Origin of the sequence: Empedobacter sp. GD03739 (assembly GCF_029843245.1) — a bacterium.
GTDB classification, from domain to species: Bacteria; Bacteroidota; Bacteroidia; order Flavobacteriales; family Weeksellaceae; genus Empedobacter; species Empedobacter falsenii_B.
Genome location: NZ_JAOCHX010000011.1, coordinates 44,067 through 62,522, shown reverse-complemented (window position 1 = coordinate 62,522; position 18,456 = coordinate 44,067). Strand labels below are relative to the sequence as shown.

The window sequence follows — 18,456 nt, the reverse complement described above, 5'->3', positions numbered from 1 at the left end:
TTTAAATAACATGAGAACGATACTTTATACCTTATTAATTGTACTAACAATTCAGGCTAAAGCGCAAAACGGAAAAACTTATCAAATTTATAATCAACAAGAAAAGAAAGTTGATTTTGATAAAATGATTAAAGAATTAGCAAAATATGATGTTGTTTTATTTGGTGAACATCATAATAATGCGGTAAATCATTGGTTGCAATTGCAAACGACAAAAGAATTGTATAAGATAAAAGGAAAACAACTGATTCTTGGAGCAGAAATGTTCGAGCGTCATCAACAAAATGATTTAACGAATTATTTGAAAAGCAAAACGACGGATGATGAGTTTCAAAAGAGTACAAAGCTTTGGAATAATTACAAAACAGATTACAAACCGCTTGTTGATTTTGCGAAAGAAAAGAATTTAGATTTTGTAGCAACTAATGTATCACGCAAATATGCTTCGTATGTCGCTAAGAATGGACTTGAAGCTTTGGATACAGTTCCAAATAATGAGAAAGTCTTTATTGCGAAACTTCCTATTACGATAGATTATGATGCGCCTGGTTATCCTGAGATGATTAAAATGATGGGAGATCATGCTGGAGTGAAGGCAAAACAGTTTGTTGCAGCACAAGCTACAAAGGATGCAACAATGGCAGAATCAATTTTGAATAATTTGAAGAAAAATAATCTATTCATTCATTACAATGGTGATTATCATTCTAAAAATTATGGCGGAATTTATTGGTATTTGAAATTTTTTCGACCTGAGCTCAAAATCGCTGTAATTGAAATTCTAGAAAGTGAAGATTTAAATGAAAAATTATCTGCAATTAAATCAAAAAACGAAAATGTTACTACGACAGAATTTATTATAGTATTTCCTAAGGATTCGCCTAAAACCTACTAATTTTACTTATAAGCAGAAAGTTTTATTGATTATTTTTCATATTTTGCATTTTTAAAAAATAAAGCAAACAATTAAATACAACTATGGACAGAAGAAATTTTATTAAATCGACTGCTGCAGCATCTACGGTAGCATTAGTATCACCAGATTCATTATTTGATTTTTCATCAAAAATTGATAAGGTGAAAGTAGGAATTGTTGGCTGTGGAATGAGAGGGCAGGTACATTTAGATGAGTTATTAAAAAGAAATGATGTAGAAGTTGTTGGGATCGCTGAACCAGATCAACGAATGATTGATCGTTCAAACAAAATTTTTGCAAAACATAATAAAAAACCTGTAGAGTATTTTAAAGGTTTAGATGGATATAAAAAATTATATAAGAATAAGAAAATTCATGCTGTAATTATAGCTACGCCATGGGAATTTCACGCTGAGCAAACAATTGCAGCAATGAATGCGGGTAAAATTGTAGGTTTAGAAGTGTGTGGAGCGATGAATTTACAAGAATGTTGGGATTACGTAGATACATACGAAAAAACGAAAGTTCCTGTATTCATGATGGAGAATGTTTGTTACCGTCGCGATGTTATGGCTGTAATGAATATGGTTCGTAAAGGAATGTTTGGTCAAATTGTTCATGGACAAGGTGGTTACCAACACGATTTAAGAAATGTATTATTTAACGATGGTAAACAACCTTATGGTGGAGGAGTTGAATTTGGAGATAAAGGTTTCTCTGAAGCTGCTTGGCGTACAAATCATTATGTAAAACGTAATGCAGAATTATATCCAACGCATGGTTTAGGACCAATCGGTACAATGATGGATGTTAACCGTGGAAATAGAATTACACATTTAACTTCTATGGCTTCTCGACAAGCTGGTTTAACTGATTATATCGTGAAAAATGGAGGAGCAGATCACCCAAATGCAAAGGTTAAATTCAAACAAGGAGATATCGTTCAAACAATGTTAAAATGTGAGAATGGAGAAACAATCTTATTAACGCACGATACATCTTTACAACGTCCTTATAACTTAGGTTTCCGTATTCAAGGAACTGATGGTATTTGGCAAGATATCGGTTCAGGAGGATTTAGTCAAGGTTTCATTTATTTTGAAGATGAAATGAAACATTCTCACAAATGGGCGAGTTCAGAAGATCATTTAAAAACTTACGATCACCCATATTGGAAAAAATACGAAACTCAGGCAGAAGGAGCAGGACACGGAGGAATGGATTTCTTCTTAATGAATGATTTTATCGAGTGTATCAAAGCAAACAAAGAATTCCCATTCGATGTATACGATTTAGCAACTTGGTATGCAGTAACACCATTAAGTGAAAAATCTATCGAAGGAAACGGTGCTTCTCAAGAAATGCCAGATTTTACAAGAGGAAAATATAAAACAAGAAAACCAGTTTTTGGTACAGAAGATTATGGAATCTAAAACCTTATCATTAGTCATTTTAGCAGGTGGAATGGGAAGCCGCTACAAAGGACAAAAACAAATTGATCCAATTGGACCAAGTAAAGAAACGTTGATGGAATATTCAATTTTCGATGCTTTTTCTTGTGGAATAAAACATTTTGTATTCATTATTAATGAACAATTTAATGCAGAAACTAAAAAATATTTTCAAAATTTAATTGAAAAAAATGGAGGTAAAGTAGAATTTGTTCTTCAAACGACGTATACATCTGTTCCGAGAGGAATTTATGATACAATAGAAAAACGTGAAAAACCTTGGGGAACTGGACATGCGTTAATGATTACAAAAAATCATTTAAACAATCCATTTATTGTAATTAATGCAGATGATTTTTATGGTCGTAAAGCATTTGAAAAAGCAAGTGAATTGGTTCAAAACGAAAAAATCACTGCAAATACTTATGGTATGGTTGCGTACAAATTGGCCAATACGATTAGCGAAAATGGTTCTGTTTCTCGCGGAGTATGTACTGTAACTAACGGTCATTTGGAGAATGTTGTAGAACGTACAAATATCTATTCTAACGAAAATGGAGAAATTGTTTTCGAAGAAGATGATAACGTTTTACCATTAGATGGAGATACGGCTGTATCGATGAATTTCTTTGTTTTACATCCTTCTATTTTCAGAAAATTAGAAGATAAATTTGAGGAATTTCTTCACGAAAATGCTTCTCAATTGAAAGCAGAATTTTTCTTGCCGAAAGTTGTAAATGATATGATCAAAGAAGATCAATTGGAAGTGATTGTAGAAAAATCGGATGACAATTGGTTCGGAATGACTTATCCAGAAGATAGAGAAGTTGTAGTAAATTCTATTCACAATTTAATCAATGATCAAAAATATCCAAATTCTCTTTGGACATAAAATATAATGGAGAAAATATTAAAACATTATTTCGAAAATATAGATCAAGTTAGTATTAATCCAATCAGTTCTGGTTGGATTAATTCTACTTATGAAGTTGAGTATGAAGGAAAAAAATATATTTTACAAAAAATAAACACGCACGTTTTTCCTCAACCAGAAGTAATTTCTAACAATATTGACATCATTTCTCGCCATCTAAAAGCAAAGAATTATCAAAATTCGGTAATCGAAATTGTAAAAGATTTGCAAGGAAATTTATTAGCAAAAGAAGATAGAGAAACTTGGAGAATGACTTCTTTTATTCCAAATTCTATTTGTTTTGAGAAAGTGGAATCTGCGGAACAAGCGTATGAAGCGGCGAAAACAATTAGTGAATTTCATTCGTATTTGTTAGATGTTAATGTTGATGAAATTCATCCTTCGATTGTCGGGTTTTTAGATTATCATAAACGTGTAAATGATTTCAAAAATGCATTGAAAAATGCTTCAACAGAGCGTTTAGAAGAAACGAAAGAAGAAGTTGCTTATATTTTGGATAATCTATATCAAGTTGAAAAATATTTAGAAATAGATTTCCCAAAACGTGTCGTTCATGCCGATGCAAAAATCAGTAATTTCTTATTCAATAATGATAATCATTCGCAAGCAATCGCTGTGATAGACTGGGATACAATAATGCCAGGAAATATTTTGTGCGATTTTGGAGATATGATTCGTACATATGCAAACCTGAAAGCTGAAGACGATCCAAATGGAGAAAATGGTTTTTCGGCAGATTATTATTTGGCTGTTAAAAAAGGTTTTCAAGAACACCTGAAAAATGTGTTGACGCCTGTCGAGCTTGATAATATGGATTTTGTTGCGTATATTGTGATTTATATTCAAGCGGTTAGATTTTTGGCAGATTATTTAGAAAACGATATTTATTATTCGATTTCTTATCCAAAACAAAATCTAAATCGTACGATTAATCAAATCAATTTATTAAAAGCATTAACAAAATTTCATGAAGAAAATTCGGTTCGAAAAATATAAACCTACAGATTTTAATAACTTTTTTAAACTTGTTCAGGACGACGAAGTGATGAAATATATCTCTGGAAAAGGTTTGAATGAAGAGCAAGCAAATCACAAATTTACATCAATCTTAGAAAAAGGTAGCGTTAACGAAAACCTTGGTTTTTTTAAGGTTTATGACGAAAACGACACACTTTTAGGTGATTGTAAATTGGTGTATAACAAACATATCGAAAATTCACTTGAAATAGGTTATTTATTGAAAAAAGAATTTTGGAGAAAAGGTTTTGGATCAATGATTTGCGAACATTTATTAGCAGAATCAAAAGAAAAATTTCCTGATTTGCAAGTAATGGCTGTCATCGATCCTGATAATGTTGCTTCAAGAAAGTTGTTAGAAAAGTTTAATTTTGAATCGTATTGGAAAGGCATCGAAAATGATTTGCCTACAGAAAAATTGCTTTTAAAAGAGAAATGATACGAGTAAAAGATGTCGCTTTGGCGATGGAAGAAATAGCGCCTTTGGCGTATGCAGAGGATTTTGACAATGTTGGATTGCTAGTTGGTGATTACAATAATGAGGTAACAGAGATCTTGGTAACGTTGGACACAACACCAGAAGTTGTGGAAGAAGCGATTGAGAAAAATTGTAATTTGATTATGAGTTTTCATCCAATTATTTTTTCTGGTTTAAAGAAATTGAACGGAAAAAATTATGTTGAAAAAGCAGTGATGACAGCAATCAAAAATGGAATTAATATTTATGCAACGCATACAGCTTTAGATAATTCGAAAGTTGGTGTTAATTTCAAGATTTCTGAACAATTATCTTTATTGAATACTAAAATTCTTATTCCAAAATTGCAAATCATCAAACAATTAATTACCTATGTGCCAACAGAACATGCTGAGCAGTTGAAATCTGCGTTGTATGAAGCTGGAGCAGGAAAAATAGGGAATTATGATTCGTGTGGTTTTGTGATAGAAGGCAAAGGAAATTTTCGACCAATTGCTGGTGCAAACCCTTTTATTGGTGAAATAGGTAAATTGGAATCAGTAAATGAAACGCGAATAGAGGTTGTTGTTCCGCAACATTTGGAAAGTGATGTAATGAATGCTTTGTTCAAAAATCATCCGTACGAAGAAGTTGCGTATTCTGTTATTTCGTTGAATAATCAAAACAATTATATTGGAATTGGAATGATTGGAGAGTTAGAAAATGAAATGGAAGAACTCGATTTTTTCAATTATCTAAAAACTCAAATGAATACACCCGTTATTCGTCATTCGAAATTATTAAACAAAAAAATAAAGAAGGTTGCTGTACTTGGAGGTTCTGGCGCATTTGGAATAAAAAATGCAATTTCGGCTGGAGCGGACATTTATATCACGGCAGATTTGAAATATCACGATTTTTTTACAGCTGAAAATAAGCTTGTTTTGGCAGATATTGGACATTTTGAATCGGAACAGTTTACAAAAAACTTAATAACTTCGTATCTTAAAGAAAAATTTACTAATTTTGTGGTCTTTAATTCTGGAATTAATACCAATCCTGTTAATTATTGTTAACTATGTCTGAAACAAAAAATATCAAAGAACTAAGCGTAGAAGAAAAACTTCGCGCGTTATACGACTTGCAATTAATTGATTCACGTTTAGATGAAATCAGAAACACAAGAGGTGAATTACCTTTAGAAGTTGAAGATTTGAGCGACGATGTTGCACAATTAGAAACGAGAATCCAAAAAATAGTTGACGAAACTAAAGGTTTGGATGAAGAAATTAAATTGAAGAAAGAAGCAATCAAAAATGCTGAAGCTTTAATTAAAAAATACACGAAACAACAAGATAACGTACGAAACAATAGAGAATTTGATGCTTTAGCGAAAGAAGTAGAGTATCAAGGTTTGGAAATTGAGTTATCTGAGAAACGTATTCGTGAGTTTACAGTTAAAATTTCTCAAAAAAATGCACAAGTTGAAGAATTTAATGCAAAATTAAACTCAATGAAAGAGCATTTATCTCACAAACAAGCTGAGTTGGATACAATTGTAAAAGATACAGAAAAAGAAGAAAGTAATTTATTGAAATTATCTTCTGAATATTCTGCTAAAATCGAACAAAGATTATTAGATGCTTACAGCCGTATCAGAAATTCTGTGAAAAATGGTTTAGCTGTTGTTCCTGTACAACGTGGAGCTTCTGCGGGATCTTTCTTTACAATTCCACCACAAAGACAGATGGATATCGCTCAACGTAAAAAAATTATCGCTGATGAACATTCAGGACGTATCTTGGTTGATTTGGAATTGGCTTTAGAAGAGCAAGAAAAAATGGAAATCGTTATCAAAGGATAATTTTCTGTTAAAAAATATTTTATTTAATATCAAAGTGTTGCACGTTTGTGTGACACTTTTTTTATGCCAAAACTGGTTGTTGTTATTTTTTAGCACGCTATTTGTAATACTGGCAATATAATTAGTTTGAAAATTTAGAAATTATGAAAAAAATTATATTTTTAGCAATGTTAGCTGTCTCGTCTATCTCATTAACATCTTGTGTGAATAATGATGATGGCTATTATGAACCTGAAATTGTTAATGTTGGACAAATCAATTATGATGGTGTATCATTTCCGCTTCGAAATGCAGTTGTTGCAGATATAAAAAAGGCTGATGGCGGATTTTATTATAGTGTAGAATTATCTACAAATCCAGTTCCTAAGAATGGTAAATTAAATGGAGCTTATTTGTATTTAGAAATTTTCCAAAGAGGTGATTTAAGTTTTAATGGATCTTACGTAACAGAAAATAATGATAGAGGATTGGATTATATCGAATATTATGAAGATCCTATAATGCAAAATTATGTGCCAGTTCTTAATTCTGGAACGTTTGCTTTGTTAGATACAGATTTTTCTTCTGGATCTATTAATCTAAAAAATTATTTTGACCCTTATAACAGAAGTTTATTATCTACAAACTTTGCATTGAGAGTTTCGAATGGTAAAACATTGACTGGTGATTTTGATGGATTATTTGATTTTATCCAATTATACAGCAAATCTGCTAAAGATGCTGTAAGTGCAAAATCTGCATCAACAGAAAGAGTAAAAACAGGAGTGAGAACACCTTCTGCAAGAAAATAAAATTTCAATTTATAGATAAAAAAAACTCCGCTAAATTTTTAGCGGTGTTTTTTATTGATATACTTTTTTGATTAAGCTTCTACTTCTTTATCACGATTCTTTGGGAAACGGCGATAACCTTTCAAATTAAATCTAAAATCTTTTTTCGTTGGACGAACAATAATACGTAATGATGAATCATTTGTAAAATAAGTTTGTGCCCAGTTTAAGAAAATAGCTAATTTGTTACGAACAGTCAAGATTAACATTAAGTGTAAGAACATCCATGTAAACCATGCCATACGTCCAGAGAAAGAGAATTTAGGTAAGTCAACAACAGCTTTATGTTTTCCTATTGTAGCCATAGATCCTGGATCTTGATATTCAAATAAAGTTAATTTATCTTCTGATAAACCTTGTCCAATTTTATTGAAATTTTTGGCTAAATTCATAGCTTGATCCCCAGCAACACGTGCTAATTGAGGATGTCCATGAGGATATTTAGGTGTTTCCATACAAGAAATGTCACCAATAGCATATATGTTATCAGTTCCAATAATTTTACTTGTACGATCTACCTTAAAACGGTTACCTCTTTGTAACTCTTCTTGAGACACAGCTCCTTCAGGAATATTTCCTGTAACACCAGCAGACCAAATTAAATTTTTTGTTTTGATTGTGCGTCCGTCAGCTAAGGAAATAGTTTTTCCATCATAATCTGTAACTCGTCCTTCTGTCCAAATATGTACTCCCATATTTGTCAAATATTCGTGAGACTTTTTATGAGCTAAATCAGACATAGGTCCTAATAAATTTGGACCTCCTTCAATCAAATAAATATTCAATTTAGAGAAATCTAAATCTGGATAATCTTTTGGTAGAATGTGTTTTTTCATATGTGCAATTGCACCAGAAAGTTCTACTCCAGTTGGTCCACCACCAACAACAACAATGTTCAAAATTTCTTCTAATTCTTCTTCTGACTCAGCAGAATAAGCACTTTCAAAATTTGTTAACAATCTGTTTTTTAGCGTTAAAGCTTCGTTTGTGGATTTCATTGGGAATGATAATTCCTCAATTTGCTTATTACCAAAGAAATTTGTGGTACATCCCATGGCAATAACCAAATAATCGTAAGAAAAATCCCCGATTGTGGTTTCAACAATATTAGCTTCTTTTTTTATAGCTGTTACTTCAGCTAATCGTACGCTGACATTTTTACTTCCTTGAAATACTTTTCGTATAGGAAACGAAATATCACTAGCGTTTATTCCTGCTGTAGCAACTTGATAAAAAAGAGGTTGAAATTGATGATAGTTATAACGGTCAATAAGTGTAACAGAAAAGTGTGGGTTATTATTTAATTTACGGGCTAATTTAAGTCCGGCAAATCCAGCACCTAAAATGACAATCTTTTTCTTTTCCAAAATTCACTTTTTTGTAAAATTACGAACAAACTAAGAAACAATGAAAGATTTATTAAAAATTATTCTGAACCTTAGATATTTACTATGATATCGGATTGATTATTAGATTTTTTTAAATTTATGTTTTTTGTCAGTTTTAAATAAATTGTTAAAATTATTTGTGATTTCATGTATTTCTAAGCTTTTTTAATTTTTCTGAAAGATTAGAATTTAAACTATTTTTAAGCTGAATCATTTTAAGAAATCAATCAAATTCACGAATTTTATTCCAAATTAATCAAATCAAAAAAACAAGTAATGAGCAAATTATTTGAATCAATTAATATAAATGAATCTATTTCATTAAAAAATAGAATTATTATGTCGCCAATGTGCCAATATTCTTCGGAAGATGGCTTTCCAAATGATTGGCATTTTCAGCATTATGTTTCGCGTGCAGTTGGCAATGTTTCGGCGATTATACAAGAAGCAACCGCGGTTGTTGCAGATGGTCGAATTTCGTATGGCGATTTAGGAATTTGGAAAGATGAACATATCGAAGTGTATCAAAAATTAACTTCTGAAATCAAAAAATACAATTGCGTTCCTGGGATTCAGTTAGCGCATGCAGGACGAAAAGCAAGTACAGAAAAACCTTGGTTGGGACACAATCAAATAAAATCTGACGAAAAAAATGGTTGGAAAACAGTTTCGAGTTCTAATTTACCTTTTAATGAATCGGATGAAATTCCACATCAATTAACAATTTCTGAAATTGAAAATGTTGTAGAAGAATGGGGAAAAGCAACTGAACGTGCCATAAAAGCTGGTTTTGAAATTTTAGAAATTCATGGTGCGCATGGTTATTTGGTTCATCAATTTCTTTCGCCTTTAATTAATAATCGAATAGATGAATATGGAGGAAGTTTCGAAAATAGAATTCGTTTTGTGTTAGAAATTGTTGCTGAAATGCAAAAATATATTACAACTCAATCGCTTTGGGTTCGTTTGTCAGCTTCGGATTGGGCAGAAAATGGTTGGAATTTAGATGAAACAATTGAATTGTGTAAAATTTTAAAACAAAATGGAGTAGAAGTGATTGATGTTTCGTCTGGAGGAGGAGTGAGTCATCAAAAAATTGATGTCAAAAAAAATTATCAAGTTCCATTCGCAAATGAAATTAAAAACCAAGTCGAAATCATTACTGGAGCTGTTGGATTAATTTTTGAGCCAAAACAAGCCGAAGAAATTCTTCAAAATGAAAAAGCAGATTTAATCTTTTTAGGAAGAGAATTATTACGCGATCCATATTTCGCATTACGTGCTGCAAAAGAGTTAGAAGAAGATATAAAGTGGTTGCCACAATATGAAAGAGCAAAAAATAATCATTACGCATAAATTATGTTAGCATTAAAAAAAATTCATCATATTGCAATCATTTGTTCGGATTATCAAAAATCAAAACATTTTTACACAGAAATTTTAGGATTCGAAATTGTGCAAGAAGTTTACCGAAAAGAACGTGATTCTTATAAATTAGATTTAGCTTTGCAAAATTATTACTGCATCGAATTATTTTCTTTTCCTAATCCACCAAAACGTGTTTCTCGACCAGAAGCTTCTGGATTGAGACATATTGCTTTTGCTGTGGAAAATATAGAAAATGAAGTAGAAAAATTAACGCAGTTGAATGTGATGGTAGAGCCAATTCGTGTGGATGAATACACGCAAAAGAAGTTTACTTTTTTTGAAGATCCCGATGGTTTGCCGATAGAATTATACGAAGAATAGAAGAATAAATGGTAAAAAAGAGTTTACTTGCCTTAGCAATGGGAGGTTTAGCCATCGGAATGACGGAATTTTCGATGATGGGAGTTTTAGAAGATTTTGCAAAAGATTTGAATATTTCAATTCCAACAGCAGGGAATTTTATATCAATGTACGCAATGGGCGTAATGGTTGGAGCTCCAACATTGATCATGGCTACAAGTAAATATTCGCCAAAAAAAGTGTTGATCTTTTTTATGTTATTGTTTACCATTTTCAACTCACTTTTTGTCATCGCTCCAAGTTACAATACCTTATTAATTGCTCGTTTTATGTCTGGTTTACCTCACGGAGCATTTTTTGGTGTAGGATCTGTTGTGGCTGCACAATTAGCAACAAAAGGAAAAGAAGCGCAAGCCATTTCGATTATGTTTGCGGGATTAACGTTTGCGAATTTGGTCGGTGTTCCATTAGGGACGAAATTAGGACAAGTTTTTTCGTGGCGATTAACATTTGGGATTATTGCAAGTTTAGGATTAATCACGATGTTAGCGATTTCTCTTTGGGTTCCGAATCTTAAAAATACAAACAAAGGAAGTTTGGTAGAACAATTAAGTTTCTTCAAAAAATGGGAAGCTTGGGTATTAATTGTGATGATTTCTATCGGAACTTCAGGATTATTTGCGTGGATAAGTTACATTTCTCCGTTAATGACAAACGTAGCAGATTTACCCAAAACAAAAATTCCAATTATTATGACTTTGATTGGTCTAGGAATGTTTGTAGGTAATTTTATTGGTGGAAAATTAGCAGATACCATGTCGCCAAATAAAGCTGCAATTATCTCTTTTGCGTCGATGGCGATTTGTTTAGTGATTGTTTATTTCACATCTCATATACAAATAATGGCTTATATCATGTCGTTTATTACAGGGTTAATTGCGTTTACAATTGGTTCACCAATTCAAATGATGTTGATTAATAATGGAAAAGGATCAGAAACTTTGGCAGCAGCGGCTGGTCAAGCAAGTTTTAATATTGGAAATGCTTTAGGTGCATTTTTAGGAGGAATTCCGATTGCAATGGGATTAGGATATAATTCGCAATTGTGGGTTGGCTTTATTATGGCTTCGGTCGGATCAATAATTGCAGCAATCTTTTTACAATTAAAATCGAAAAGAGTTTAAAAATATTACTTCAATCATAATCAAAGGATGTTCTACGGAGCATCCTTTTTTAGTTTATATTTGTAACAAATTAAACTCAAATGAATCATTACAAAGCTCTTATTATAGACGATGAACACTTTGCTCAACAAGGGTTAAAGAAAATTATTCAACATGCTTTGCCAGATTTTTTTGTTTCCATTGATACGGCAAATTCTGTAAAAGAAGGTGTAGAAAAAATTAAGGAAAATCAACCAGATATAGTTTTTTTGGATATTCAGATGCCAGAGGAATTTGGGTTTAAATTATTTGATTATTTCGATGATATTACGTTTGATGTCATTTTCACAACAGCTCATTCAGACTATATTTTAGAAGCTGTAAATCAATGGGGATGTTTGGGTTATTTGATGAAACCTATTTCAATTTCTGATCTTAAAGTATTATTGAATCGTTTTGTAGAGCGTCAAAATCAAACAAAAATAACGAAAGAGATTATTAATATTGCAGATGATTTTGAAGATGAAGTAGAAACTGATAATCTGAAAGATGTTTTCAAAAATGAGCATGGAATTATATTTATTCCATCTATAACAGAGGTTTTGGTACTGAAAATTGAAGATATTATTTATTGTAAAGCAGATGATAGTTATTGTACAATTTTTACCGAAAAAGAGGCGTACATGGTAACTAAAACGTTGAAAGAAGTAGAAAATTTAATTGATCAAACCAATTTTTTCCGTGTCAATAGATCGTATTTGGTTAATATTAATTTTGCTAAAAAATTTGATAAACGAAACAATTTATTGATTCTGAATTGTCATCCAAAAGATGGTGAATTAAATCTTCCTGTGACTTCTTTGGGGTATAAAATTTTATCGAATGTGGTTGCGTAACTTCATTTTTTTACTTGTTTTATTTCTTTGTTCTCATCAACTTTCTGCGCAATATGTTCTGACAAAACAATACACGTACGAAAATGGCTTGCCTGCCAATGAGATTTTGAGTGTTTACAAAGATTCTCGTAAAATCTTGTGGGTTGGAACTCGTTTTGGCGTATTTGTGAAAGACATGGACAATTTCAAAATGATGAAACGCTTCGAGAAAGTACAATACAATAATGTTTGGACAATAATAGAAGATAGGCAATATAATGTTTGGTTCGGAAGTTACGGACAAGGGATATTGAAATTTACTGGTCAACGTTTTGAACAAATTAATACAGCGAAAGGATTAGTTTCGGATCGTGTTCGAAATTTATTTTATTTAGATGATTTAATATATGTTGCTGCGCAAGGTGGTGTTTCGATTATTGATACAAAATCAAAGAAAATTTATAATCCTTCTTTTGAAAAAAATAACAATATTGTGTTCGAAGCGGTATCTTTTTTCGAATATCAAAACAAGGTTTATGTTGCAACAATAGATCATGGTGTTTATGAAGTTCATCGTGATAAGTTGAAGTTGGTCAATCCTTTCAATCGAATTAACTATAGTTTTTTGTATAATAATGATTTGTATTTGTCATCGTCTAAAGGTCTTAATGTTATTCCGATAAACGATTTCTTGGATAAAAAATTGAATTTTAAAACGTATGATTTTCCAGTTTTTAGAAATCACAACATTTCAGATAAACGTCATTCTCTTTTATTGGCTGGTTACGAAACGGGTGCGGGAAATGGTATGGTTGCGGAGTTAAAGAATAATAAAATAACAGATCAAACAGAAAATTTTAAAATCACTTCGGATTATCCGTATCGAGTTTTTAGTAGTAAAACGGATGATTTAATTTATGTTGGAAGTGCTGATAAAGGACTTTTTGAAGTTCATTTTAATCATTTTTTAGATTTTTCAACGATTGATAATAAAAGAGTCATTGAAATTCTAAAAGTTGCGAATACACAATATTTTTTAACACCAGAAGGACTTTATTTTCAAGAGAATAATGTATTCAATAAGCAGATAAAGAGAAATGCTTTTTATCAATATATGCTTCGAAATAAGTCAAAATTCAAAGATTTTTTAAGTCAATCAAATAAAGATTTTTATGAAATTGATTTTGATTTGAAAGAAAAAAATCTTCGTTTTTATAAAATGATTATTCGTCATAATTCGTTTATTATAGCAACTAATTTAGGACTTTTCGAGTTAGATTTTAATGGAGAATTCAAAGATTATTTACCTAATCGAACAAGTCAATTTACATATTTTAATAATCAATTTATTCAGACAAATCCTTTTGGAGGAATTTTGGTTTTTGATGATCTGAATAATCTAAAATATCACGCATATTCAGCTACGCAAGCGAATGTTCCGAAAGATGTTGTTTCGATTTGTCAAAATAAAAAAGCTGTATTTTTTGGATCTTCTTTAGATGGATTATTCAAGTATGAAAATGGAAATTTTATTTCGTATTTGCAAAATAATCAGTTTAAAGAATCTAAAATTAAAATGATAAAATGTGTTGGAGATAATCAGTTGTTGGTTGCAACAGAATTTGCGAAAGTTTATATTTTAGAGATAAAGGGAGATGAGTTAATCACAAAAAAAGTAATTAATATTCGTGAAATTGGTGGAGAAAATATTAGTTCAATTGACATTTTTGGGAACTCAATTTTAATTGGAACCAATCGTAATTTACTCGTTTTCAATAATGGTAAAACATATATGATTGGCAATGAACAAGGTTTTGTGAATAAGGATATACATTCGTCTATTTTTGACGGAAAAACGGCTACAATTGGTGTTGAAAATGGTTATTATAAGTTAAATCTTGAGAATTTATTAAAGCAAAAAAATCAGTCGAAAGAGATTATTATTACAAGTTTTAAAATTAATGATGAATCTTTTGGGATAGATAAATTTATGTGGTTTGATTTGATTGATAAAGATTTGAATTTAAAAAATAATGAGAACAATATTACACTAAATTTTGCTGTCGTTGATGCTAATTTCGCTCAAAGTTATAAGTACAGATATCGTGTAAATCCTGATGAAAAGTGGAATGAGTATTTTTATAACCCATCTATTTATTTGCGGAATATACCATATGGTAAATATCGTATTCAATTAGAAATAACAGATACAAGCAACGGACAAAAACAAATTATTGATTTGGTTTCGTTGAATGTTGACGAACCTTTTTACTTGAATATTTATTTTATTTTGTTGTCAGTCTTAACTTTAGGATTGATTATTTATCGTTATAATACAAATAAAATCAAGACGTTAAATAAATTTAATCAATTAAAAATTAGTCAATTAAATGAGAAAAATACACAAGAAAATCAACGTTTGCAATTAGAGCGACAATTAACCGAAACGAAGTTAACAGCCTTACAATCTCAAATGAATCCGCATTTTATTTTCAATGTGTTGAATTCTATTCAGTTTTATATTTTGGATAATGATATTGATAATGCGTTAAATTCGTTGGGACGTTTTTCTCATTTGATTCGTCAGATGTTAAATCTTTCAACAAAAGATGAAATTAGTTTGAAAGATGAAATTGATTTTTTGAAATTATATGTTGAAGTTGAGAATTTTAGATGGAAAAATAAAATAGAATTTGATGTTCAAATTGATAACCAATTGGATATTTATCGTATCAAAATTCCTCCAATGTTGATTCAGCCAATTATCGAAAATTCTTTTGTCCACGCATTTGATCAAAATCATTTACAACCGATTATCAAATTGATTATTAGATTAAAAAGTGATTATTTAGAAATAATTATTGCAGATAACGGAAAAGGAAATACAACACAAATTACGCAAAATAAAACTCACGATTCGAAAGCACTTAAGATAATTAATGAGCGTTTACAATTGCTTAATCATAATATTGAAGAAAATATTTTTATAGATTTTCATGAAAAAGGAACAAAAGTTCGAATGATTTTGAAAGTTGATTAAAATTTCACCTGAATAAATTCACAATTCACCTTGCTGAAACGTGAATTAACGAAATCTGAACTCTATTTTAATGATAGATATTATTCAGTATATATATTTGTGGTATCGATTTCAAACTAAGTATTAAACTTTGATGCTTTGTTTTCTAAACCTATGAAGACACCATAAAAGTATCTTAAAAGTTACATTTTTCGACGTGTGAGTCAAAAAATTTTACAACAAGAAGCTACTGCAAAGTAGCTTTTTTTTATCTTTATCCCCATGAAAAATGTACAATTAGGAAATACAGATTTAGAAATAAAACCAATTTTTTTCGGAGGAAATGTTTTTGGTTGGACATTGAATGAAGAAGAATCTTTTCGAATTTTAGATGGATTTTTGGACAGAGGATTTAATGCGGTAGACACTGCAAATAACTATTCGTATTGGGTGGAAGGTAATGTTGGAACAGAATCTGAACGAATTATCGGAAACTGGTTAAAATCGAGAGGAATCAGAGATCAAATCGTTTTGGCAACGAAAGTTGGTGGACGAAATATGATTCAAGATAAGCCAAATACTACAAAAGTTCATATCTTAAAAGAAGTAGAAGAATCACTTATCCGTTTACAAACAGATTATATTGACTTATATCAAACTCATTATGATGATGTAAATACACCTGTAGAAGAAACTTTATCCGCTTATAATCAATTGATAAAAGAAGGAAAAGTGAGATTTATAGGAGCTTCTAATTTTTCTTCGGAGCGATTGACTGAATCGTTGGATAAATCAGAACTTTATAATTTACCGCAATACAAAACCTTGCAACCTGAATATAATTTATATGATCGTCAGCATTTTGAAGAATTTTTGCAACCTGTTGCAGAGAAATATAATTTAGCTGTTATCCCTTATTACAGTTTAGCGAGTGGTTTTTTATCAGGTAAATATAAAACTGAAGAAGATTTACAACAAAGTTTGCGCGGTAATGGAATCAAAAAGTATTTGAATGAAAGAGGATTCAAAATTTTGGACGCTTTACAAACTATTTCTACACGATATAATATTTCTTATTCGGCAGTTGCATTGGCTTGGTTAATGGATCAGAAAACTGTTGTAGCTCCCATTGCGAGTGCAACTAAGGAACAACATCTTGATGCTTTTGTAGAAGCTGTAAATGTGCAATTATCTCATGATGATGTTAAACTTTTGACTGAAGCAAGTGAATATTAGAATGGAAAATTTACAAATGAAACCCAAATTAACTCCAATCATTTTATGGATAATGATTATTGGGAGCGGTTTGGTTGTGGCAAATAATTATTACAATCAGCCATTATTGTCATTAATCGCTAAAGATTTTAATGTTTCCGAAAGTAAAGTTTCTAATATTGCAATGTTAACACAAATTGGATACGCTTGTGGATTGTTGTTTATTATTCCTTTAGGAGATTTACTGAAACGAAAACGAATGATCTTAATCGATTTTGTTTTTATAATAGTAGCTCTTTTGGGAATGTATTTTGCACCATCTGTAAGTTGGCTTTTTCCATTAAGTTTTCTAATCGGTTTCACCTCAGTTATTCCGCAAGTTTTTGTGCCAATGGCGGCTGAATTAGCTGAACCTCAAAAAAAAGCGCAAGCTGTCGGAATGGTTATGAGTGGTTTGCTTGTTGGTATTCTACTTTCTCGCGTTTTTAGTGGCTTTATTGGTGAATATTTAGGATGGCGAGAAGTTTATATGATAGGCGCAATTTTAATGTTTGTTCTATGGATTTTTATCTATATATTTTTACCAGAAATACAACCAAATTTCAAAGGAACTTATGGTAATTTGATGAAATCGATTGTCGATTTAGTAAAAAATCAACCGCAATTAAGATTAGCTTCTTTTCGAGGAGCTACAGGTTTTGCAGCATTTAGTGCATTTTGGACAACATTGGTTTTTCACTTAGAAGAAGCACCATTTTTTGTCGGAAGCGATGTTGCTGGTGCTTTTGGATTAATTGGAGCAGTAGGAGCATTAGCTGCTGCATTAGTTGGTAGAGTTTCAAAAGTTCTGTCAACATCAAAAATTATCTTTTATTCCATCATTACTATGCTAATTTCTTGGGGATTTTTCTATGAATTTGGTTATACATATTGGGGATTAATTGTTGGTGTAATTTTGATCGATTTAGGTTTACAAGCAATGCATGTTTCTAATCAAACCATTATTTTTGGATTAGATGCCAAAGCAGGAAATCGAGTGAATACGGTTTACATGACAAGCTATTTTATCGGTGGATCTTTAGGAACATTTATTGCAGCAAATGCGTGGGATAAATTTCAATGGAATGGAGTGGTTGCTGTTGGCGTTTTTTTTACTTTAATCTGTTTGATTTCTCATATTTTATTCAATAAAAATAATAAGTGATGAAAGATTTTTCTTCTGAAATAACATATAAAACAGCGAGAAGTAGCGGTGCAGGAGGGCAAAATGTAAACAAGGTTGAAACGATGGTTTTAGCAAAATGGAACGTTGAAGATTCCCAATTTTTTTCTGATGAAGAAAAAGCATTAATCACAGAAAAGCTAAAAAATAAGATTAATTCAGAAGGATTTTTACAAATCAATTCGCAAGAATCTCGCTCTCAATTGGACAATAAAGAATCTGCAACAAAGAAAATGTTAGAATTAGTTGAAAAAGCATTGATTATTCCAAAGTTTAGAAAAAAGACTAAACCTACTAAAGCTTCTCAACAAAAAAGACTGAATCAAAAGAAACAACAAGCTGAGAAAAAAGACGGTCGTAGATTTAAATTTTAGAAC

17 protein-coding genes are annotated in these 18,456 nt (G+C 30.9%); 16 read left to right on the top strand and 1 reads right to left on the bottom strand.

Features of this window, described 5'->3' with window-relative positions:
• The first annotated feature begins 10 nt into the window (after positions 1–10).
• From N5E64_RS05450 to N5E64_RS05415, 8 genes are all read left to right on the top strand, one after another.
• Complete coding sequence (locus tag N5E64_RS05450) at positions 11–895, top strand: ChaN family lipoprotein (RefSeq protein ID WP_115000902.1); 885 nt, start codon at positions 11–13, stop codon at positions 893–895.
• A gap of 83 nt (positions 896–978) precedes the next feature.
• Positions 979–2,349, top strand: a complete 1,371-nt coding sequence (locus tag N5E64_RS05445; protein WP_280036184.1) for a Gfo/Idh/MocA family protein — start codon at positions 979–981, stop codon at positions 2,347–2,349.
• The gene (locus tag N5E64_RS05440; RefSeq protein ID WP_280036182.1) at positions 2,339–3,259 is read left to right on the top strand and encodes a sugar phosphate nucleotidyltransferase; all 921 of its coding nucleotides are present in this window, start codon (positions 2,339–2,341) and stop codon (positions 3,257–3,259) included. Before N5E64_RS05445 ends, N5E64_RS05440 begins: the two co-directional genes overlap by 11 nt.
• 6 nt (positions 3,260–3,265) lie before the next feature.
• The gene (locus N5E64_RS05435) at positions 3,266–4,297 is read left to right on the top strand and encodes an aminoglycoside phosphotransferase family protein (protein ID WP_280036180.1); all 1,032 of its coding nucleotides are present in this window, start codon (positions 3,266–3,268) and stop codon (positions 4,295–4,297) included.
• A complete protein-coding gene (locus tag N5E64_RS05430) occupies positions 4,269–4,757 on the top strand; it encodes a GNAT family N-acetyltransferase (RefSeq protein WP_115000896.1) in 489 nt (162 codons plus the stop codon). The genes N5E64_RS05435 and N5E64_RS05430 overlap by 29 nt, the downstream gene beginning before the upstream one ends.
• Positions 4,754–5,851 (top strand): Nif3-like dinuclear metal center hexameric protein, encoded by a 1,098-nt coding sequence (locus N5E64_RS05425; RefSeq protein ID WP_407933290.1) that lies wholly within the window; start codon positions 4,754–4,756, stop codon positions 5,849–5,851. Before N5E64_RS05430 ends, N5E64_RS05425 begins: the two co-directional genes overlap by 4 nt.
• A gap of 2 nt (positions 5,852–5,853) precedes the next feature.
• Positions 5,854–6,639 (top strand): zinc ribbon domain-containing protein, encoded by a 786-nt coding sequence (locus N5E64_RS05420; RefSeq protein WP_125349270.1) that lies wholly within the window; start codon positions 5,854–5,856, stop codon positions 6,637–6,639.
• Positions 6,640–6,782: 143 nt separating this feature from the next.
• Positions 6,783–7,430 carry a hypothetical protein gene (locus N5E64_RS05415; RefSeq protein WP_125349271.1) on the top strand — a complete coding sequence of 216 codons (648 nt, stop codon included), beginning with the start codon at positions 6,783–6,785 and terminating at the stop codon, positions 7,428–7,430.
• 71 nt (positions 7,431–7,501) lie between these two features.
• Here the strand turns inward: N5E64_RS05415 and N5E64_RS05410 are convergent, their stop codons facing one another.
• Positions 7,502–8,836, bottom strand: coding sequence for an NAD(P)/FAD-dependent oxidoreductase (locus N5E64_RS05410; protein WP_280036178.1), 1,335 nt, complete (start codon positions 8,834–8,836; stop codon positions 7,502–7,504).
• Positions 8,837–9,133: 297 nt separating this feature from the next.
• On the opposite strand from N5E64_RS05410, the gene N5E64_RS05405 reads away from it, so the two are divergent.
• The 8 genes from N5E64_RS05405 (at position 9,134) to arfB (ending at position 18,453) form a co-directional block, all read left to right on the top strand.
• A complete protein-coding gene (locus N5E64_RS05405; RefSeq protein ID WP_280036176.1) occupies positions 9,134–10,213 on the top strand; it encodes an NADH:flavin oxidoreductase/NADH oxidase in 1,080 nt (359 codons plus the stop codon).
• Positions 10,214–10,216: 3 nt separating this feature from the next.
• Entirely contained in the window at positions 10,217–10,606 is a 390-nt protein-coding gene (locus N5E64_RS05400; protein WP_125349274.1) for a VOC family protein, read from the top strand.
• 8 nt (positions 10,607–10,614) lie between these two features.
• Positions 10,615–11,769, top strand: coding sequence for an MFS transporter (locus tag N5E64_RS05395; protein ID WP_280036172.1), 1,155 nt, complete (start codon positions 10,615–10,617; stop codon positions 11,767–11,769).
• Between the two features lie 80 nt (positions 11,770–11,849).
• Positions 11,850–12,644, top strand: a complete 795-nt coding sequence (locus N5E64_RS05390; protein ID WP_115000885.1) for a LytTR family DNA-binding domain-containing protein — start codon at positions 11,850–11,852, stop codon at positions 12,642–12,644.
• Positions 12,631–15,663, top strand: a complete 3,033-nt coding sequence (locus tag N5E64_RS05385; RefSeq protein ID WP_280036170.1) for a histidine kinase — start codon at positions 12,631–12,633, stop codon at positions 15,661–15,663. Before N5E64_RS05390 ends, N5E64_RS05385 begins: the two co-directional genes overlap by 14 nt.
• A gap of 261 nt (positions 15,664–15,924) precedes the next feature.
• On the top strand, positions 15,925–16,878 hold the full coding sequence (locus N5E64_RS05380) for an aldo/keto reductase (RefSeq protein WP_125349277.1): 954 nt from the start codon (positions 15,925–15,927) through the stop codon (positions 16,876–16,878).
• A gap of 1 nt (position 16,879) precedes the next feature.
• Positions 16,880–18,061, top strand: coding sequence for an MFS transporter (locus N5E64_RS05375; RefSeq protein WP_125349278.1), 1,182 nt, complete (start codon positions 16,880–16,882; stop codon positions 18,059–18,061).
• Positions 18,061–18,453 (top strand): alternative ribosome rescue aminoacyl-tRNA hydrolase ArfB, encoded by a 393-nt coding sequence (arfB, locus tag N5E64_RS05370; protein ID WP_221856281.1) that lies wholly within the window; start codon positions 18,061–18,063, stop codon positions 18,451–18,453. The genes N5E64_RS05375 and arfB overlap by 1 nt, the downstream gene beginning before the upstream one ends.
• Positions 18,454–18,456: the final 3 nt, after the last annotated feature.